This window comes from Streptomyces sp. SID13031 (assembly GCF_010548305.1).
GTDB lineage: Bacteria > Actinomycetota > Actinomycetes > Propionibacteriales > Kribbellaceae > Kribbella.
Window position 1 is genome coordinate 1 of record NZ_JAAGLV010000014.1, and the last position, 16,370, is coordinate 16,370.

Genomic DNA, 16,370 nt, shown 5'->3' on the forward strand with positions numbered 1-16,370 from the left:
CCCCCGAAGGGGCCTTACCGCTCGACTTGCATGTGTTAAGCACGCCGCCAGCGTTCGTCCTGAGCCAGGATCAAACTCTCCGTTGAATTCTATATGCCAACCACCCGAAGATGGATAACAGACAAACTTTGAGTGATCCTTTGATATCTCAGAAACAATCAAACTGACTTGAATCATTATTTCTCAAAGGAATCCGAACACAAACACAGACAACCCAGCACCCAAAATCCATGAAGGACCAGGGGTGGACAAGATCATCCAATGCCGTGAAACGGGTTAATGCTAAATTTCGGCATTGACTTTCGGCACGCTGTTGAGTTCTCAAGAATCGGACGCACACCGCGCTTAGATTCTTCCGAACCAAGCTCCGGGGCAACCCGCCAAACATTACTGTTTCGTCCGCGGCCGGTCAAATCGGCCTCTTTCGTCCCAGTCTCTCCGTGACTCAGCGACTGAAGACCCGCCAGGGGCGTGCTTCAGCTGCTAAGAGCTTCCGGGGAGTTCGGAGCGACCGGCCGCTTTCGCGTCCCGCACTCGCTCCAACAAGAAGAACATTACTGAGATTCACGGTGAAGATGCAAATCGGGGGTTGGACCTTGGCCGAACCCTTGCAAAGCGTCTCCGGCGGACTCAGCGCCGTCCCACTCGTCACACCAGTCACCCGCGTCTCCGCGAGCCACATCTCCATCGTGCCGTACCCGTTCAAGCCGCAGACAGCGAGTGGGTGGGAGACCGGCGTACCGGCTCCCACCCACTCGAGTACCGCGTCGTCCAGTAGACGCCTCTCGGCGAGTGGCCGCTCGTAGCGGCGAAGTGTGAGGCCCGGGGGTCTTGCACTGAACGACATCAGGTGTAACCCACTCCCCTACGCACCTATTCCCGCCCGCTCACCTCGTTCGGCGGCACTTGATCTCCTCGCCCTCCTGGACGAAGACCAGCCCACCGTCTCCGGTCAGCCGCAACTCGGTGCCCACCCAGCGCGCAGCGAACCGGCCTTCTCCCCTCGCGGTGAACCTCAGCGCCGGCTGTCCCCCGAACACCACCTCGAGCGCGCCGTCCACCACGGTCACGGTCAACGACAGACTCTCCCCCAACCGGTACTTCCCCGAGACGGCGCGGAGTACCTCATCGCCGACCTCGCTCGGCTTGCTGACCTCCAGCGGGTAGCCCCGCCATCCGTACGACGCAGCAATCCGCGCAATCGCACGATCCACCAGTTGGGTCCCGTTGTCCCCATTGGTCATGACGGCAGCGCCTTGCCCGGTGTCCCGGTACGCGACCAGGTGGCACTTGTAGCCCTTGTTCGATCCACCATGCCCGAAACGCCTCCCCCCATCGCCCAGGAACGCCCCGAGCCCGAGCGCCTCCATCGCATCCCAAGGATCGGCGATGGCCATTTGGGGCGTAAGCATCGCCCGCGCCCACTCTGGCGAGAGGAGAGCTCCTTCCCCACCCAGATAGGCGTTGCGTATGCCGTGCGCGAAAGCGACGAGATCAGCTGGCGTAGTCCACAGGCCCGCAGCCGCCAGTTCTGGGTACGAGTGCCATCGGCCGTCCACTGGGCGGCCGAACTCGTCATGTGCCGTCGCCGCACGGTCATGGAGCTCCTCGGGCAGTGGCTGCGCGTAGTCACTGCTCGACATGCCCAGTGGCTCCAACACGAGTTCGCGCAGGAGCTGGCGGAACGGCGTACCGGTGACGTCTTCGAGGAGTTGCTGGAGGACGACGGTTCCACCTCCGGAGTACCGGAACTGGGTGCCGGGCACGAGGTCCACATGCACGCCAAAGGTGTTCGCCGGGCGGACGCCATCCAGGATCTGCACTGGACTCGGCAGTTCGGCACCTCGGCGGTATCCCGGAAATCCGGGCACCGTCAGACCTGCGGCATGACTCGCCAATTGCCGCAAGGTGACGACCGGCTGCCATTCGCCGGTCGGCGGAACCTGCCAGGACGTGAGGTACCGGTTGACGTCCTCGTCGAGGTCGAGCAGACCGCGATCGACCAGTCGCAGCATCGCGAGGACGGCGACCGGCTTGCTGATCGAACACGCCTGGAACAGCGTGTCATCGGTGACGGGATCATCGCGACCGGCCTCGACGACACCGGCGCTGCCCTGGTCGACGATCTCGCCGTTGTCGATCACCGCCCAGCTGGCCCCTGGAACCTTGAACTCTTCGAGATCCTTCTCGATCTCGTCCCTCAGTACGTCCGCCAACGCCGTCGCCTCCCGAGTCAGGTTGCCTCGGAGCCTAGCCACGACCCGGCGCAGACGCCGCGGCCGCGGATGCCGGAGCACCCGCGGCTGCGGTGCGTGTCAGCGAGACGGTTGTGGTGCGTCGCAGTCGATCTTCGGGTTGGCCCCGATGTAGTTCAGCGGGCCGGCGATGATTGTGACGATGACCGTGCCCACCTTCGCGCAGCTCGCATTCGAGTTCTTGAAGTAGCTTCGCTGGCCGGCTGCGGCGAGACCGATCAACAACCACACGACCACAACGATCGCGATGACGCGAGAACCAGTCGTAGAGGCTCTACGAGTACGCATGTCCACCTCCTGGAAGATCACACCCCCGTGGATCCACCCTCTGGTGCCCCTCGGTGACACAGCGAAAACGTCAGCCGCCGCTGTCGATTCGGCGGTCGGCCGCTCGTCAGCCAAGTACACGCTCACCACGGGCGTTCCGCCGGCACAGCGGTGCTGACGGGAGCGAAGGGAAGCACCATGAGCAAGTACTTGTACCTGTACCGCGGTCCGGCCAGGCCGATGGAGGACTTCACCCCGGAGGAGGGCGAAGTGCAGATGAAGTTGTGGACCGAGTGGATGGGCAAGGCGGCCTCGGCGATCGTCGACCAGGGCAACCCGCTGGTACCGCGCGCGGCGGTCCGCGACGATGGCTCGGCCGCCGAACCGAGCGACCAGAACGGCTACACGATCGTCGAGGCCGACACCCTCGAAGCCGCCCGCTCCCTGCTCGACGGGCACCCGTTCCTGTCCGAGGGCAAGGGCCGCTTCGCGGTGGAGGTCTTCGAGATCCTGCCGATGTAGCCCGGCTCAGACCTCGGCGGAATCGAAGTACGGCTTGATCTTGGTGTTGACGTAGTTGCCGATGCTGGGGGCGGCAAGCAGTCCGGCGTACGTCGGCTGCGGCACCTCGAAGTACTGGTAGACGCTGCCGTTCGCGTACTCCAGCTCGAGCGTGCCGCTGGACACGTCATACCCCACCGACTTCACACTCGCCGAGGTCACCGCCCGTCGCCTCATCCACCTTGCCCCTTCGCCTCCGGGCAGACGACAGTACGCCGTACTTCGCGCCGATACCCGCCGCGTCAAGGCGGGCCGGGCTCGGTGGTCGCTCTGCCGACGGGCTGGGCATCCGCCGTCTGCAGCGCGGCGAGGATGCGTGACAGCTCGCTCATCGCGGCGTGCAGTTGGTCGACCATCGAGTCGTCGAGCGCCGGTGGATCAATCTGCGCCAGACCGACGCTCGCGGCGAATCTCGTCTGCACCTCTGGTGAGGCGAGGTGGAGAGACGTGTCGAGCGCCTCCTGGAGTTGAGGGCTCGGGACCATGTCGGGGCGCTTGCGCCACTTGGCCACCGTGCGTGGCGAGATGCCGAGGTGTTCGGCGAATGCCTCGCTGGTCAACCGCATCGCCGCCTGCAAGGCGCGTGCGTGCCGGCCCGTCCAATGGTCGATGACTGTCATCGGCCCGCTCCTCCCAGCTTTGCTCGATCACTCTGTGCAACCAGATTACGTCGATCGAGTGACCCTGTGGGTGCACGTTCGGTGGCCTGTGGATACAGCGCCAGTTCATGGTGGAGCGGCGGCCGCGGGCGTTGACTGTCGGCTATGGACGAGATCAGCGGCAGACCCGCGACGATGCTCCGGCCACCGCGAAGACACCTGAAAGTCGCGGCGGCGGCCGGACCACGACGCTTCCACCTCATCCGGCACGTCGACGTCTCAGGTGTGAGCGGCACCGGCATCGTCGCGGAAGGAGTCGAGTGGTCCGACGGCACCGTCACCCTGCACTGGGGTGGCCGGTATCCCACCACCACGGTGTGGCAGGACGGAATCGACGCCCTGCTGACCATCCACGGGCACAACGGCGCCACCACGATCCGATGGATGGACGACTGATGAGCTCGGTAGGGCCGGCGTCACCCCTGCACAGACGCCGGTCCTACCGACCAACCGGATCAGCCTTGGCCAGAAGGCTTATCGCCCTGGTCACCGGCCTCGTCAACCGAGTGATCGCTGTGCCCGGTCAACTCCGGTACTACGAGCGCCAGCGGGCCGTGCTCGTTGTCCCACCGGCGTTCGAGCGTCTCGATCGGGACGTCGTTGGCGGCCGCGGACAGTTGGGTGAGCGTGCCCAACAGGTCCACGCATTGGGCGACCTCGCCGGGATTGTTGGCCAGCCACCAGACGACCGCCGAGCCTGGCGTGGCCAGGACGTCATCACGAAGATAGGCGCGTTTGTCCTGCTCCAGTTGACGTTCCAGCAACACTGTCTGGCCGCGGCGCTGCAGGGCAGTGATGTTCTGAAGGTGCTTATGGTCCGCATCCGGAAGCTTGAGCCGGACATCGGTGGCCCACGTGCGGACCTGGCCCTTCTCGTCGATAGCCGGCTCGCCGAGCAGGGATGCGAGGCGGTGCTGGTTCAGCACCTCCTCGGACGGTTGCTGAGCCGCCGTCAGCGCCTTCGCCCTGCTGAGCAAGGCATCCACCGCAACGCTGCCGAGGTCCGCGTGCCGCAATCCGGTGATAACAGGAGACCACTGAACGATCGCAGAAAAACTGAAGTGATAGTCAGGCGACGCCGACGGAAGCCTGACACCGGCGACGGTCCGAGTAGGCGGCGCCGTGAAGACAGGCTCACGATCCACCGGTTTCGGGGCGGGTGGAACGGGCGCCGCCACAGGAGCCGCCTGCTCCTGCTTCCACACCACCGACAACCCCAGCAAAAAAACAACCGAAGCAACCACCCCAACCCACCCCGGCAAACCCAAAACCATCACCAGCAGGTAAGAACCACCAACCACCACAGCCCCCACCACCAACGCCCGCTGAGAAGCCGTCATCGCGGATCGCCTTGGATAGGCGGATTACCTCGCTGCAAATGCCGCAGATATCCGAGTATCGCCACGGCTGCTCGCCTCTCACCCCCGCGGTGATCACCTCACACCAAAACCACAAAGAGTCTGCCACGCATCACGCACGGTAGCGCCACGAAGCGTGTCGCCCTGCCGGGCACCGCTATCGACTGGCAACTGATCAGGTAGGCCCGGCGCTGCCTCCACAGGGGCCGGGCCTACCCAGACGTTCAACAGGTCATTCGGACGAGAATTTCTCGCGATAGTTCAGGGCACCGGCGCCAGCATGATGCCGTGCATCACCACGATGTGGTCCCCACGTCGCGGGCCGTCCACTTCTCACAGGGCGACTACGTTTCCCACTGCTCCGGCCGCACCGCCGAAACCTCTGCTCGAACACCTCCGCCCGCAGGCGATGCCACTCCGCGATCTCACTCACTGCGTGGGGGTCCAGTCGATCCAGCCGTCCGCTTGTTCCGTTCCGCTGGGGCAGTAGGCCGTGGAGGGGCCGATGTGGAGCGCATTGCCGTACCTGACCACATAGGTGTTCTTGCCGAAGTGGTAGCACCGGGTTGCTGCCCGCGCCAGGTCCTGGTTCCCGATGTAGCAGTAGATTCCGTAGGTTTCGCCGCTGGTCGAGACCGGCGAGCATTGCCGTTGCTCCGCGGCCTGCGCAGTGGCGGCCGGTCCGACGATCGCGCCGGCCAGGAGCAGGCTGCCGATAGCCGCGACGCGTCCCAATGTGCTGATTCTTCTCATCATGTGCTCCCTGTGGGTCGAGCGGTCGAACCCGCGGTGGGCTCGACCGCAACTATGTCTGTTTAGACATAGTTGCGCAAGAGACTTCGGCCCGCGGAAGATGGGTTGATGGGAGGTGGGGACCGCGCTCAGGAGCAGTGGATCAGTCCGGGCGGGGCCGACGGTGGGCCATCTGGGCAACCAGCCACTCGCACCACTCGATCCGGACCGGCAGCGACCGGCAGCCGAGGGTGAGCGTTGCGTACGCACCGAAGGCCGGGTGGTCCGGTTCTTCGGCGCCGGTACCGATGAGCGCGTCGCGCTGGGCCTGGTAGTCGGCCAGTTGGTTGCGGAGCCGGACGATCTCGCCTTGGTAGAAGGTGCTCATCCCGCCGGGATCCGCGGCCAGTTGTGCATAGGTCTTGAGAATGGTCTCGTCCCGGGGTGCGGGCGGCTCCGCGGGCTGAGTCAGCCAGGCCGACAGCGCGTCCCGGCCGGCCGGGGTGAGTCGATGCGTTTTCCGGGGCCGCGGCCCCGGACCGGGTTCCTCGTCATGATCGATCAGCCCCTGCTCGGTCAAGCGTGCCAGTGCGGGGTAGATCTGGCTCTGGGGTGCGGTCCAGTAGTAACCGACCGGCTTGCGCATCCTCTGCAGGATTTCGTAGCCGGTGAGAGGCCCCTTGTGAAGGACGCAAAGTAACGCGTAGCCCAGCGCGCCGATCTTGCTCACTCGGTTCCACCTCTTGCGCGTGGCCAGGGTCCGGACAGAGGCCACGATCCTACGCGGTCGGGTGCGGTCAGCCGGCTAGGGAGCGGAGGGCTCGGCGGCTGGGGGTTAGGAGGACTGGTTTGTAGGGGCAGCGGGCGTCGGTGAGGGTTTCGTAGGCGCTGATGGCTCGGGTGGCGGCGTCCCAGCCTTGCTCGGCGGGGCTTTTGCCCAGGCCTCGGTTGCGGATCAGGGCGCCGTAGAAGGCTGAGCAGAAGACGGTGGCTTCGTACCAGCCGATGACGGTGCTGGTGCCGATGTAGGTGATGTCGTCCTGGAGGCAGTCGCGGATGGCGCGTTGCCATTTGCCGATACCGGTTTTGCAGCCGTCGGCGATGACGACGCCGCTGGCGATGCCCCAGGAACGGTCGAGGAACCAGTCGGCCAGCGCGGTCAGTGACACCTGGGTCTGGCCGTCCGTCGAGAGGAAGGACGGCTCGTCGCTGTGGTCACCGTGTGCCATCACGTGCAGGACGCTCGACGGGGTGGTCAGCGCGGAGAAGGCCGTCTCGTGATCGCGGGTACGGACGAAGTTCACATCGATCACCGGACTGTTCCAGCCCGCGTTGATATTGCTGGTGATGCCCTGGACGAACGTCATCGAGGCGTCGAAGGAGCTGTCAAGGCCGAGGTCCACCAGCGTGATCAGTCGGTTCTTCATCGCCCACCCCTCACAGGTTTCCGGTCCCGCCGAACCCCATGATGACCCAGCCCACCGACAATCCGCTGCCCGCGTCTCGGCTCTCAGTCTCACCCGCTGATCGCGGGCCGGGAGCGGGGCCGGGAAAGGGGTTGCTGGCGGCCGGGGATACGGTGGCGAGACGATGTCGGCGGCTTGTCTGGAGGATCGATGATCAGCGTTCCAACCGTCACTCTGAGCAACGGTGCGGTTCTGCCGAGGCTCGGGCTGGGGACTTCTCCGATGAACGACGACGACGCCGAGCGCGCCGTCGTACAGGCTCTCGAGGTCGGGTACCGGCTGGTCGACACAGCGGAGAACTACCGGAACGAGGTCGGCGTCGGGCGGGCGTTGAAGGCGTCCGGGGTGGCGCGGGAGGAACTGTTCGTCACCTCCAAGTTCAACAAGAAGTGGCACAGCGTGGCGGGCGCGCGGACGGCGTTCGAGGCGAGTGCCGAGAAGCTCGGGCTCGAGTACCTCGATCTGCTGCTGATCCACTGGCCGAATCCGGATCAGGACCAGTACCTCGACGCCTGGCGCGGGCTGATCGAGCTCCGCGAGGCCAGCCTGGTACGAGCCATCGGTACGTCGAACTTCAAGCCCACCCACCTGCAGCGACTGATCGACGAGACCGGTGTCGCCCCCGAGGTGAACCAGGTCCAGCTCAGCCCGGTGTGGGCCAAGTCGGCGGAGCGCGAGTTCCACGCCGCCCACAACATCGTCACCGAGGCCTGGAGCCCGCTCGGCAAGGGCACTGACCTCCTGGAGCACCCGGCCGTCGCAGCAGCCGCCAAGGCACACGACAAGACGCCAGGCCAGGTCGTACTCCGCTGGGAGGTCCAGCAGGACGTAGTACCAATCCCCAAGTCCGCCAACCGCGAACGCCTCGAGCAGAACCTCAGCATCTTCGACTTCGAACTGACCGACGAGGAGCTGGCAGCCCTGTCCGCGCTGGACGGCACAGGCTCGACCCAAGCCGACTCAGACCGCTTCGGCCACTGAGCACGCAGCTACTGCTTGGTGGCGATGTAGTAGGCGTTGAAGGCGTCTGCGTCGACGTGGGTGACTTCTACGGAGGTGAAGCCGGCGTCGGTGAGCATCTGTTCTGCCTTTTGCCGGCCCCAAACCGTGCCGAGGCCGTCGCCGTCCAGTGAGAGGGACACCGTCATGCAGTGCATGGTGGAGATGCCGTAGAGGAACGTGGCCATCGGGTTCTCGAGGTTGTCCTCGAGGTTGCTCGACGCCTGGATGTCCACCATCAGGAAGACGCCGCCGGGTCGCAGCGAGGCGGCGATGCCGGCGAGCACCTGCGCCGGGTGAGCCTGGTCGTGGATGCTGTCGAACGCCGTGACCAGGTCGAACTGGTCCCGCTCCCCCAGGTCGCTGACATCCCGTACGGCGAACTCCGCGTTCCGCAGGCCGAGCCTGGCGGCCTCCTCGCGACCGGCGGCGATGCCCTCATCGGAGAAGTCGTAGCCGTTGCACCGGCTGAGGGGATAGGCTTGGGCGATCAGGTTGACGGCATGCCCGCTGCCGCAGCCGACGTCGGCGACCTCGATCCCGCTCTGGAGACGCTTGGGCAATCCCGGTACCAGCGGGAGGATGTTGTCAATCAGGGCAGCATCGAAGACGGCGCCGCTGTCCTCCGCCATCAGCCGGTGGAACTCGGTGTACTCCGCATAGGGAACCCCGCCGCCGTTGCGGAAGCAATCGACCACGTGAGCCTCGACTCCTGCGAGTAGGGCGATGAACTGTGTGGCTCCCGCGAGGTTGCCCGGTCCCGCCGCGCGCGTGAGCGAGGCGGCGTGCTCTGGTGGTAGCCAGTACGTGCGATCGGCGGCGTAGTACTCGACTACTCGTGCAGTGGTCATCGCGCCGAGCCACTCGCGGACGTAGCGCTCTTGGAGGTTTGCTGCGCCGGCTATCTCGTGACTGGTTGCGGGCGGCAACTGGGACAGCGTCTCGTAGAGGCCTACCTGGTGGCCGATGCTGACCAGGAGTGCAAGCGTGGCGTTGTTGAGCACTCCGCCCATCTGCTGGCCGAAGGTGTCGGCACGGGCCTGGTCGAAGGCGGGGGTGAGTGTCTCGGTCATGGTGAGCTCCTTAAGCCGGTGGCTCCCACCATCGACCGACTAGCCGACCCGGAGCATCGGTGAACTCACCTACTTCTGGTCATGCAGAACGAAGGCAGCAGCCTCAGTGCGGTTCCGGAGGCCCAACTTCGACAGGAGGCTGGCCACGTGGTGCTCCACGGTCCGGCGACTGATGTAGAGGCGCTCGGCGATCTCTGGGTTCGGCAAGCCTTCGGCCAGAAGTTGGAGGACGGCCTGCTCGCGCTTGGTCAGTACTCCGGCTCCCTTGGGGCCAACTCGTGCCGCAGCAACACCGGCTGAGCGCAACCACTTGGCGGACCTGTCTGCATCACCGGACGCACCGAGATCCTCGAACACAGCCAAGGCCAGGCGTGCCTCGGATACAGCCGGCTCGGGGTGCTCGGCAGCGAGTGCGATCGCCAGGGCCATCCGCGTACGAGCTACTTCAAGCGGCATCTCCAGCTGGCTGAACCTGGCGTGGGCCGAGGTCAGAAGGCTGGTTGCGCCAGTTGCCCGTCCTAACAGGCGTTCTGCCCGGGCCGTGATGAGGCCGCTGTCTGCGCTGTCCCCAAGCTCGGTCAGGCGTCTACCTTCGGCTACTGCTCCGTCGGCGTCTCCCACGGCCAGACACGCTTCGCCGGCGACCTCACGAAGACGAGCCTCCTCTAGGCCCGCGGAGCTGCTGAGCTGACGCTGGACGTAGGAGACGGCCGTTGAGAACTCTCCAGCGGCCAAGTAGGCGGCCGCGAGTACCGGTCTCACTACGAGGTGGTCCTCAAACCCTTCGAGCAACCGCTGCGCTTCGCCTACTCGTCCTTGAGCCAGCCGGAGATCAGCGAGATAGGCAGCCGCCTCGGCCCTTACTGCGGGCAGCGACTCCTTCGCCAGGTCCGCCGCAGCAGCCAACTCCACCTCGGCTCTCGCCCAATCACCAGTCGACACCAGTACTGCGCCGTACGACGCTCGGCAGGCCGCGTGGAGATAGGGGCAGCCGTATCGCGCGATGAAGTCGTCCAGCGAGCGGGTCCAGTGGACGACACGGCTGAAGTCGGCACCACGGACGCAGCATTGCATCAACAGGCAACTGGTGAAGACGACTGTGTCCAGGCTCGCCCCCTCGCCACCCAGCGCACCAGTCAGCGCCTCGTCGAGCAGTGCGGTACCGGCTTCGACCTGGCCGAGATCGATCAGCACTGAGCCCCGCATGCTGAGCGCGCAGAGCTCCAGGTCGTGGTCGCCGGCTACCAAGGCGATCCGGTGGGCTTCCTCGGCGGCGAGCGCAGCCTTCGCCGGGTCGTCCTCGGTATCCGCCTTGGCCAGTAGTGCCCAGGCGGTGAGCACGGGCTCGCCCAGCGGCTCCGCCAGTCGAACCGCCCGCGCGGCCCATCCCCGCGCGACCACACGGTTCCCCACGTTGGCTACGTAGAGCAGGCAGAGGCCTACGGCGACCTGGACGGCCTGGGCGGGATCCGTGCGGCTGAAGACCGCGTAGGCCCGTTCCCAACAGGAGAAGGCCTCTCGGACGTCGCCCAGCCACCAGTACGCAGTACCCAGGCCGAAGAGACTCTCGGCGGTCGCATCCCTCTCGACCAGCTCACCGAAAGCATCCCGTGCCAGCACCCACTCCCCGCCGGCCAACGCAGTCCCACCCGCCGCCAGCAGAGCACTCGCCTCCACCACGTTCCGACGGTACTCGTTGCAACGCGCAGCGGGGGCTGGCTGCTGGGTCATTCGCCTACCGACCGCTCAGTCAGTGACTCTGCCCAGTTCGGTCAGTAGCGCCGCGAGGACGGACTCCTCATGGACGGCCTTCCCTTGCAGTCGCATGGGGAGCGCGCGAGTAGAGATCCAGCAACACCGCCCGGGCCGCATCCGACAGCTGAACGCGGTCCAAGGCACCTTGATGTCCGCCGATCTCATGCAGCGCTTCAGCATGCTGCTGCTGGGCGCGATGACGCTCGGCCAGGCGAGTTTGCTTGACCGCTGCGAAATCCTCTTTCGCGCCGGACCGGCCGGCTGCCCTGCGATCGCCGGTCTTGCGCAGGGAGATAGGCACTTGCGCTACCGGCGTCTGCCACCAACTTGCCGTCGCCGGCACCGGATCGGAATCGTCGTCGGCCACGAAAGAGAGATGGCGGGAGGAATAGAGCCCGTACGCCGCCGCCCAAAGCTCGTGAGCACCACGATCGTCGCAATCGTCGAACCAGCGGGCGAGGTTCAGCAAGTCGCCGTATCGGCTCTGCTCTCGGTCGGCCCGACCGGCGAGGCGGCGGAGATTCACGAGCAGCGAGCGCATCGCGTCGGTCGCCAGGGCTCGGACGTGGTCCGCGTCCGAACCGCGGCCGGCCGATCCGACGAACCACGCGTGCAGACTGCCCCAGTCCTCGGGCTCGAGACCCATGGCCCGCCTGGCCTGCGTCCCGTCGACGCCGATCAGGCGCTGCCCCGCGTTGGCACGAGCACACAACTCGGGCACGTGGCTCTCGACCGCCTTGAGACGGTCCGCGATCTGCGGCATGTGCCGGGAGATCTCGTCGACGAAACGCTGCAGGTAGTCGAGCAACGCGCCCTTGAAGGCATGGAACTCCTCACGTCCGAGGTCGTACCGGCTCAGAACCTGGGACAGATAGGTGTAGAACTGCCGGGTCGACGCAACGAGAGTCTCGAACTGGGCGAAGAGGGTGACGATCTGCCGGGCCAGCTCGTCAGTGTCGATCTCGCTCAGGGCGACGCCGGTCAGACCGTCGAGCTTGTCGAGACCGGCCAGCACGCCACCGAGCATCTCGCTGGACACCTCGCGGGCGGCATCGGTGTGCCCGAGCAGTTCCTCAACCTGGCGATGAACGAGTTCGCCGCGTTGGGTGAGTTGGTATCGAGCGCGGTTGGAGAGGTATTCCTTGACGCTTCGTGCCTCGGTCTCGCGCGGACTGCGGGCGAGATTCCCGTGCTCGACCAGGTAGGACAGGCGCGCGTCGACCGTGTCGGGGTCCAGTTGGATGCTCTGTTCAGCCAGCCGCTCGGCGATCTCCACGGCGGATTGGTCGGAGAGGAACCCGCTGATCCCACCGGTGAACAGCCGCATGATGGCGACATAGCCGGCCGCCTCATCGTTGACGGCATACCGGAGCGCACCAAGCGTCTGCCGCTCGGCGGGACTGAGAGTCGGCTCACCAAACACGCCCCGAGCCTAGTGGCAGCCGCCGACACCTTCGTCCCCCAATGGAGTACTGATGGACAGGACGTCCTGTCCATCAGTACGTCAGAACTCGTAGGTGACGCGCTGCGGCCCCCGGGGCAGGTGGGAAGTTCCCGGGGGCCGTGGCGCTATCAACTAGGGGTTAGCTGCAGCCGGAGGTGCTGCCGCAGCCTTCGCAGACATAGCAGGAGCCGCTCGGGCGCATCTTCGTACCGCAGGTGAAGCACAAGGGTGCGTCCACCGACGTGCCGGTGATGAGCTCGAACATTTCGGCCGTAGTGCGGACCTCGGCGGAGGCCGGCTTGGCTGTTGCGGCGTCGATTGAGGCGTCGTGGAGGTCGACCTTCTCGGTGAGTGCCTCGACCTCCGCGAGCGGCTCGACGGACTTCAGGGACTCTGGCTCCGATACCTCGATCGGGGTCGGCTCGTAGGAGCCGGTGTCGAGCTGGCGGGAGCGCTCGTCGGCGGAGTAGATGCCGAGGGCGGCGCGGTCGTCGAAGGACAGGTGGTCCAGCGCCAGGCGGCGGAAGATGTAGTCCATGATCGACTGCGCCATCCGGACGTCCGGGTCGTCGGTCAGGCCGGCCGGCTCGAACTTCAGGTTGGTGAACTTCTGGACGTAGGTCTCCAGCGGCACACCGTGCTGCAGCGCAATCGAGATCGCGATCGAGAAGGCGTCCATCACGCCGGCCAGGGTCGAGCCCTGCTTGCCCATCTTGAGGAAGACCTCACCCAGACCGTCGTCGGGGTAGGAGCCGGCCGTCATGTAGCCCTCGGCGCCGCCGACGCTGAAGGACGTGGTGCGCGACGGGCGCGACTTCGGCAGACGCTTGCGCGTCGGCCGGTACTCGATGATCTTCTCGACGACCGGCTCGGCAGCGTCGGCAGCGGCGCTGGCCTTGGCGGACTTGGAGTCCGACAGCGGCTGACCGACCTTGCAGTTGTCGCGGTAGACGGCGAGCGCCTTCAGGCCGAGCTTCCAGCCCTGGAAGTAGACGTCGGCGATCTCCTCGACCGTCGCCGTCTCCGGCAGGTTGACCGTCTTCGAGATCGCGCCGGACAGGAACGGCTGGGCCGCCGCCATCATCCGGACGTGCCCCATCGGCTTGATCGCGCGCTCACCCATCGCGGTGTCGAAGATCGAGTAGTGCTCGGTCTTCAGGCCCGGTGCGTCGACGACGTGACCATTCTCCGAGATGTACTCGACGATCGCCTCGATCGTCTCCTCGGTGTAGCCGTACTGACGCAGCGCCCGCGGGACCGTCTGGTTGACGATCTGCATCGAGCCGCCGCCGACCAGCTTCTTGAACTTGACCAGCGAGAAGTCCGGCTCGATCCCGGTCGTGTCGCAGTCCATCATGAAGCCGATCGTGCCGGTCGGTGCGAGCACCGAGGCCTGCGCGTTGCGCCAGCCGTTCTTCGCGCCGGTCTTCAGCACGCCCTCCCAGGCGGCTGTGGCGTACTTGTGCACGTCCGCGTCGATCGGGTGCACGGTGCGGATCGCGTCGTTGGCCGCGGCGTGCTTGCGCATCACCCGGGTGTGCGCGTCCTTGTTGCGCTCGAAACCGTCGTACGGGCCGACGATGCCGGCCAGCTCGGCGGAGCGCTTGTACGACGTGCCCGTCATCAGCGAGGTGATAGCGCCCGCCAGTGCGCGACCACCGTCGGAGTCGTAGGCGTGCCCGGTCGCCATCAGCAGCGCGCCGAGGTTGGCGTAGCCGATGCCGAGCTGGCGGTAGGCGCGAGTGGTGTCGCCGATCGCCTCGGTCGGGAAGTCGGCGAAGCAGATCGAGATGTCCATCGCGGTGATGATCAGCTCGACGGCCTTGACGAAGCTCTCCGAGTCGAAGGTGTCGTCGTCCTTCAGGAACTTCATCAGGTTCAGCGACGCGAGGTTGCAGGACGAGTTGTCCAGGTGCATGTACTCCGAGCAGGGGTTGGACGCGGTGATCCGGCCCGTCTCGGGAGTGGTGTGCCAGTCGTTGATCGTGTCGTCGTACTGGATGCCCGGGTCGGCGCACGCCCACGCGGCGTGGCTGATCTTGTCGAACAGCTCGCGCGCGTCGACGGTCTCGATGATCGAGTTGTCGATCCGCGCCCGCAGGCCGAACTCGCCCTTCTCCTCGACCGCGCGCATGAACTCGTCGGTCACCCGGACCGAGTTGTTCGCGTTCTGGTACTGCACCGAGGTGATGTCGCGGCCGCCGAGGTCCATGTCGTAGCCGGCGTCGCGCAAGACCCGGATCTTGTCCTCCTCGCGCATCTTGGTCTCGACGAACTCCTCGATGTCGGGGTGGTCGACGTCGAGGACGACCATCTTGGCCGCGCGCCGGGTGGCGCCACCGGACTTGATCGTCCCTGCCGACGCGTCCGCGCCGCGCATGAAGCTGACCGGGCCGGAGGCGGTGCCGCCGGAGGACTGCAGCAGCTCCTTCGAGGAGCGGATCCGGGACAGGTTCAGGCCGGCGCCGGAGCCGCCCTTGAAGATCAGGCCCTCTTCCTTGTACCAGTTCAGGATCGAGTCCATCGAGTCGTCGACGGCGAGGATGAAGCAGGCCGACACCTGCTGGGGGGACGTCGTCCCGACGTTGAACCAGACCGGCGAGTTGAAGCTGAAGTACTGGTGCAGCAGCATCCAGGTGAGCTCGTGCTCGAACACCTCGGCGTCGGCAGGGGTGGCGAAGTAGTCGTGGTCCTCGCCGGCCTTGCGGTAGGTCTTGACGACCCGGTCGAGCAGCTGCTTGAGGCTCCACTCGCGGTTGTCGTGACCGACGGCGCCGCGGAAGTACTTGGTGGTGACGATCGTGGACGCGTTCACGCTCCAGTAGTCGGGGTACTCGACCCCGCGCTGCTCGAAGACGGTCTCGCCCGTCTTCCAGTTCTGCTGGACGACGTCGCGGCGCTCCCAGTTCACGCCGTCGTACGGATGAACACCCTCGGTCGTGAAGATGCGCTCGATGGTGAGTCCCGCGGGGGCGTTCTTCGCCCTGCGGAACCCGGCCGTCGACCTCTTGGTCGACCCCGAATGGCCGGTCACCGTCTCTGTCATGTTGGCTCCTCGCCTGTCAATGTCGCGGTCTGTCGGGACCGCCCCGTTGATACTGCTTCGTGCTGCCCTGTACTTCGCTGTACTGACTGCTTCTCCGTACTGACTGCTCTGTACTGCGGTGTCGCTGGTACTGCTGATTCCCCGATTTATGTCTTTACGGACGGCTCGGTGCCCTCGGGCTCCTTCTCGGCCCGGAGCAACGCGATCTCCGTCTCGAAATCGTCGGCCGACTCGAACTGCCGGTAGACGCTCGCGAAGCGCAGGTAAGCCACCTCGTCGAGCTCTCGCAGCGGCCCGAGGATGGCCAGGCCCACCTCATGGGCCGGCACCTCCGGTGAGCCACTGCCCTTCAGCGCGTCCTCGACCTGCTGACCCAGCCGGGCCAGGGCGTCCACGCCGACGGGCCGGCCCTTACAGGCCTTGCCGACTCCGTTGATCACTTTCTCCCGGCTGAACGGTTCGGTGGCGCCGGAGCGCTTCACGACCGTGAGCTGCATCTGCTCGACGGTGGTGAACCGCTTCTCGCAGACCGGGCACTGCCGCCGGCGGCGGATCGCTCCGCCGTCCTCGGCGACCCGGCTGTCGACCACCCGGGAGTCCACGTGCCGGCAGTAGGGACAGTGCATGGCGGACCACTCCTCCCGTGAGCGTTCACCCCCGCCTGGGGATGAATCTGTGGATCAGCTGGGGACAACTTGTGGATGACCTGTGAGTAACCAACCACTACCTGTGGATGACTTACAGGGGTGTAACTA

17 protein-coding genes and 1 rRNA gene are annotated in these 16,370 nt (G+C 65.8%); 4 read left to right on the top strand and 14 right to left on the bottom strand.

Features of this window, described 5'->3' with window-relative positions:
• A 16S ribosomal RNA gene (locus G3I17_RS25995) occupies positions 1–86 on the bottom strand; the annotation flags it as partial.
• A gap of 510 nt (positions 87–596) precedes the next feature.
• On the opposite strand from G3I17_RS25995, the gene G3I17_RS26000 reads away from it, so the two are divergent.
• Positions 597–806: a hypothetical protein gene (locus tag G3I17_RS26000; RefSeq protein ID WP_164600225.1), complete on the top strand. Its 210-nt coding sequence runs from the start codon at positions 597–599 to the stop codon at positions 804–806.
• 81 nt (positions 807–887) lie between these two features.
• Here G3I17_RS26000 and G3I17_RS26005 read toward each other — a convergent pair whose 3' ends face one another.
• Both G3I17_RS26005 and G3I17_RS26010 read right to left on the bottom strand, forming a co-directional pair.
• A complete protein-coding gene (locus G3I17_RS26005; protein WP_203590766.1) occupies positions 888–2,258 on the bottom strand; it encodes a serine hydrolase domain-containing protein in 1,371 nt (456 codons plus the stop codon).
• Positions 2,259–2,315: 57 nt separating this feature from the next.
• Positions 2,316–2,543, bottom strand: coding sequence for a hypothetical protein (locus G3I17_RS26010; RefSeq protein ID WP_164600226.1), 228 nt, complete (start codon positions 2,541–2,543; stop codon positions 2,316–2,318).
• Between the two features lie 177 nt (positions 2,544–2,720).
• Here G3I17_RS26010 and G3I17_RS26015 point away from each other — a divergent pair, with 177 nt between their 5' ends.
• Positions 2,721–3,044, top strand: a complete 324-nt coding sequence (locus G3I17_RS26015) for a hypothetical protein (protein ID WP_164600227.1) — start codon at positions 2,721–2,723, stop codon at positions 3,042–3,044.
• 6 nt (positions 3,045–3,050) lie between these two features.
• Here G3I17_RS26015 and G3I17_RS26020 read toward each other — a convergent pair whose 3' ends face one another.
• Together G3I17_RS26020 and G3I17_RS26025 are read right to left on the bottom strand one after the other, a co-directional pair.
• Positions 3,051–3,260 carry a KTSC domain-containing protein gene (locus G3I17_RS26020; RefSeq protein WP_203590767.1) on the bottom strand — a complete coding sequence of 70 codons (210 nt, stop codon included), beginning with the start codon at positions 3,258–3,260 and terminating at the stop codon, positions 3,051–3,053.
• 65 nt (positions 3,261–3,325) lie between these two features.
• Positions 3,326–3,703 carry a helix-turn-helix domain-containing protein gene (locus G3I17_RS26025; RefSeq protein ID WP_164600228.1) on the bottom strand — a complete coding sequence of 126 codons (378 nt, stop codon included), beginning with the start codon at positions 3,701–3,703 and terminating at the stop codon, positions 3,326–3,328.
• A gap of 144 nt (positions 3,704–3,847) precedes the next feature.
• On the opposite strand from G3I17_RS26025, the gene G3I17_RS26030 reads away from it, so the two are divergent.
• Positions 3,848–4,138 carry a hypothetical protein gene (locus G3I17_RS26030; protein WP_239062926.1) on the top strand — a complete coding sequence of 97 codons (291 nt, stop codon included), beginning with the start codon at positions 3,848–3,850 and terminating at the stop codon, positions 4,136–4,138.
• A 59-nt stretch (positions 4,139–4,197) separates the two neighbouring features.
• Here G3I17_RS26030 and G3I17_RS26035 read toward each other — a convergent pair whose 3' ends face one another.
• The 4 genes from G3I17_RS26035 to G3I17_RS26050 form a co-directional block, all read right to left on the bottom strand.
• A complete protein-coding gene (locus tag G3I17_RS26035) occupies positions 4,198–5,046 on the bottom strand; it encodes a hypothetical protein (protein WP_203590768.1) in 849 nt (282 codons plus the stop codon).
• A 483-nt stretch (positions 5,047–5,529) separates the two neighbouring features.
• Entirely contained in the window at positions 5,530–5,853 is a 324-nt protein-coding gene (locus G3I17_RS26040; RefSeq protein ID WP_164600230.1) for a hypothetical protein, read from the bottom strand.
• A 142-nt stretch (positions 5,854–5,995) separates the two neighbouring features.
• Positions 5,996–6,562 (bottom strand): PadR family transcriptional regulator, encoded by a 567-nt coding sequence (locus G3I17_RS26045; protein WP_164600231.1) that lies wholly within the window; start codon positions 6,560–6,562, stop codon positions 5,996–5,998.
• A 67-nt stretch (positions 6,563–6,629) separates the two neighbouring features.
• Positions 6,630–7,259 carry a hypothetical protein gene (locus tag G3I17_RS26050; protein WP_164600232.1) on the bottom strand — a complete coding sequence of 210 codons (630 nt, stop codon included), beginning with the start codon at positions 7,257–7,259 and terminating at the stop codon, positions 6,630–6,632.
• 189 nt (positions 7,260–7,448) lie between these two features.
• On the opposite strand from G3I17_RS26050, the gene G3I17_RS26055 reads away from it, so the two are divergent.
• Positions 7,449–8,279, top strand: coding sequence for an aldo/keto reductase (locus tag G3I17_RS26055; protein ID WP_164600233.1), 831 nt, complete (start codon positions 7,449–7,451; stop codon positions 8,277–8,279).
• Positions 8,280–8,287: 8 nt separating this feature from the next.
• On the opposite strand, the gene G3I17_RS26060 is transcribed toward G3I17_RS26055, so the two are convergent.
• The 5 genes from G3I17_RS26060 to nrdR all read right to left on the bottom strand — a co-directional run bounded on the left by G3I17_RS26060 (position 8,288) and on the right by nrdR (position 16,241).
• Entirely contained in the window at positions 8,288–9,370 is a 1,083-nt protein-coding gene (locus G3I17_RS26060; protein WP_164600234.1) for a class I SAM-dependent methyltransferase, read from the bottom strand.
• A gap of 69 nt (positions 9,371–9,439) precedes the next feature.
• Positions 9,440–11,050: a helix-turn-helix transcriptional regulator gene (locus tag G3I17_RS42235; protein WP_164600235.1), complete on the bottom strand. Its 1,611-nt coding sequence runs from the start codon at positions 11,048–11,050 to the stop codon at positions 9,440–9,442.
• Between the two features lie 118 nt (positions 11,051–11,168).
• Positions 11,169–12,548, bottom strand: a complete 1,380-nt coding sequence (locus G3I17_RS26070; RefSeq protein ID WP_164600236.1) for a TIGR02677 family protein — start codon at positions 12,546–12,548, stop codon at positions 11,169–11,171.
• 160 nt (positions 12,549–12,708) lie between these two features.
• Positions 12,709–15,615, bottom strand: a complete 2,907-nt coding sequence (locus G3I17_RS26075) for a vitamin B12-dependent ribonucleotide reductase (RefSeq protein ID WP_164600237.1) — start codon at positions 15,613–15,615, stop codon at positions 12,709–12,711.
• Positions 15,616–15,761: 146 nt separating this feature from the next.
• Positions 15,762–16,241 carry a transcriptional regulator NrdR gene (nrdR, locus tag G3I17_RS26080; protein ID WP_164600238.1) on the bottom strand — a complete coding sequence of 160 codons (480 nt, stop codon included), beginning with the start codon at positions 16,239–16,241 and terminating at the stop codon, positions 15,762–15,764.
• Positions 16,242–16,370 lie beyond the last annotated feature (129 nt).

Excerpts from the sequence above, each read along its gene's own strand:
- G3I17_RS26025 (WP_164600228.1), bottom strand. The coding sequence starts at position 3,703 with ATGACAGTCATCGACCATTGGACGGGCCGGCACGCACGCGCCTTGCAG.
- G3I17_RS26015 (WP_164600227.1), top strand. The coding sequence starts at position 2,721 with ATGAGCAAGTACTTGTACCTGTACCGCGGTCCGGCCAGGCCGATGGAG.
- G3I17_RS26050 (WP_164600232.1), bottom strand. The coding sequence starts at position 7,259 with ATGAAGAACCGACTGATCACGCTGGTGGACCTCGGCCTTGACAGCTCC.
- G3I17_RS26055 (WP_164600233.1), top strand. The coding sequence starts at position 7,449 with ATGATCAGCGTTCCAACCGTCACTCTGAGCAACGGTGCGGTTCTGCCG.
- G3I17_RS26075 (WP_164600237.1), bottom strand. The coding sequence starts at position 15,615 with ATGACAGAGACGGTGACCGGCCATTCGGGGTCGACCAAGAGGTCGACG.
- G3I17_RS26040 (WP_164600230.1), bottom strand. The coding sequence starts at position 5,853 with ATGAGAAGAATCAGCACATTGGGACGCGTCGCGGCTATCGGCAGCCTG.
- G3I17_RS26060 (WP_164600234.1), bottom strand. The coding sequence starts at position 9,370 with ATGACCGAGACACTCACCCCCGCCTTCGACCAGGCCCGTGCCGACACC.
- G3I17_RS26020 (WP_203590767.1), bottom strand. The coding sequence starts at position 3,260 with ATGAGGCGACGGGCGGTGACCTCGGCGAGTGTGAAGTCGGTGGGGTAT.
- nrdR (WP_164600238.1), bottom strand. The coding sequence starts at position 16,241 with ATGCACTGTCCCTACTGCCGGCACGTGGACTCCCGGGTGGTCGACAGC.
- G3I17_RS26010 (WP_164600226.1), bottom strand. The coding sequence starts at position 2,543 with ATGCGTACTCGTAGAGCCTCTACGACTGGTTCTCGCGTCATCGCGATC.
- G3I17_RS26030 (WP_239062926.1), top strand. The coding sequence starts at position 3,848 with ATGGACGAGATCAGCGGCAGACCCGCGACGATGCTCCGGCCACCGCGA.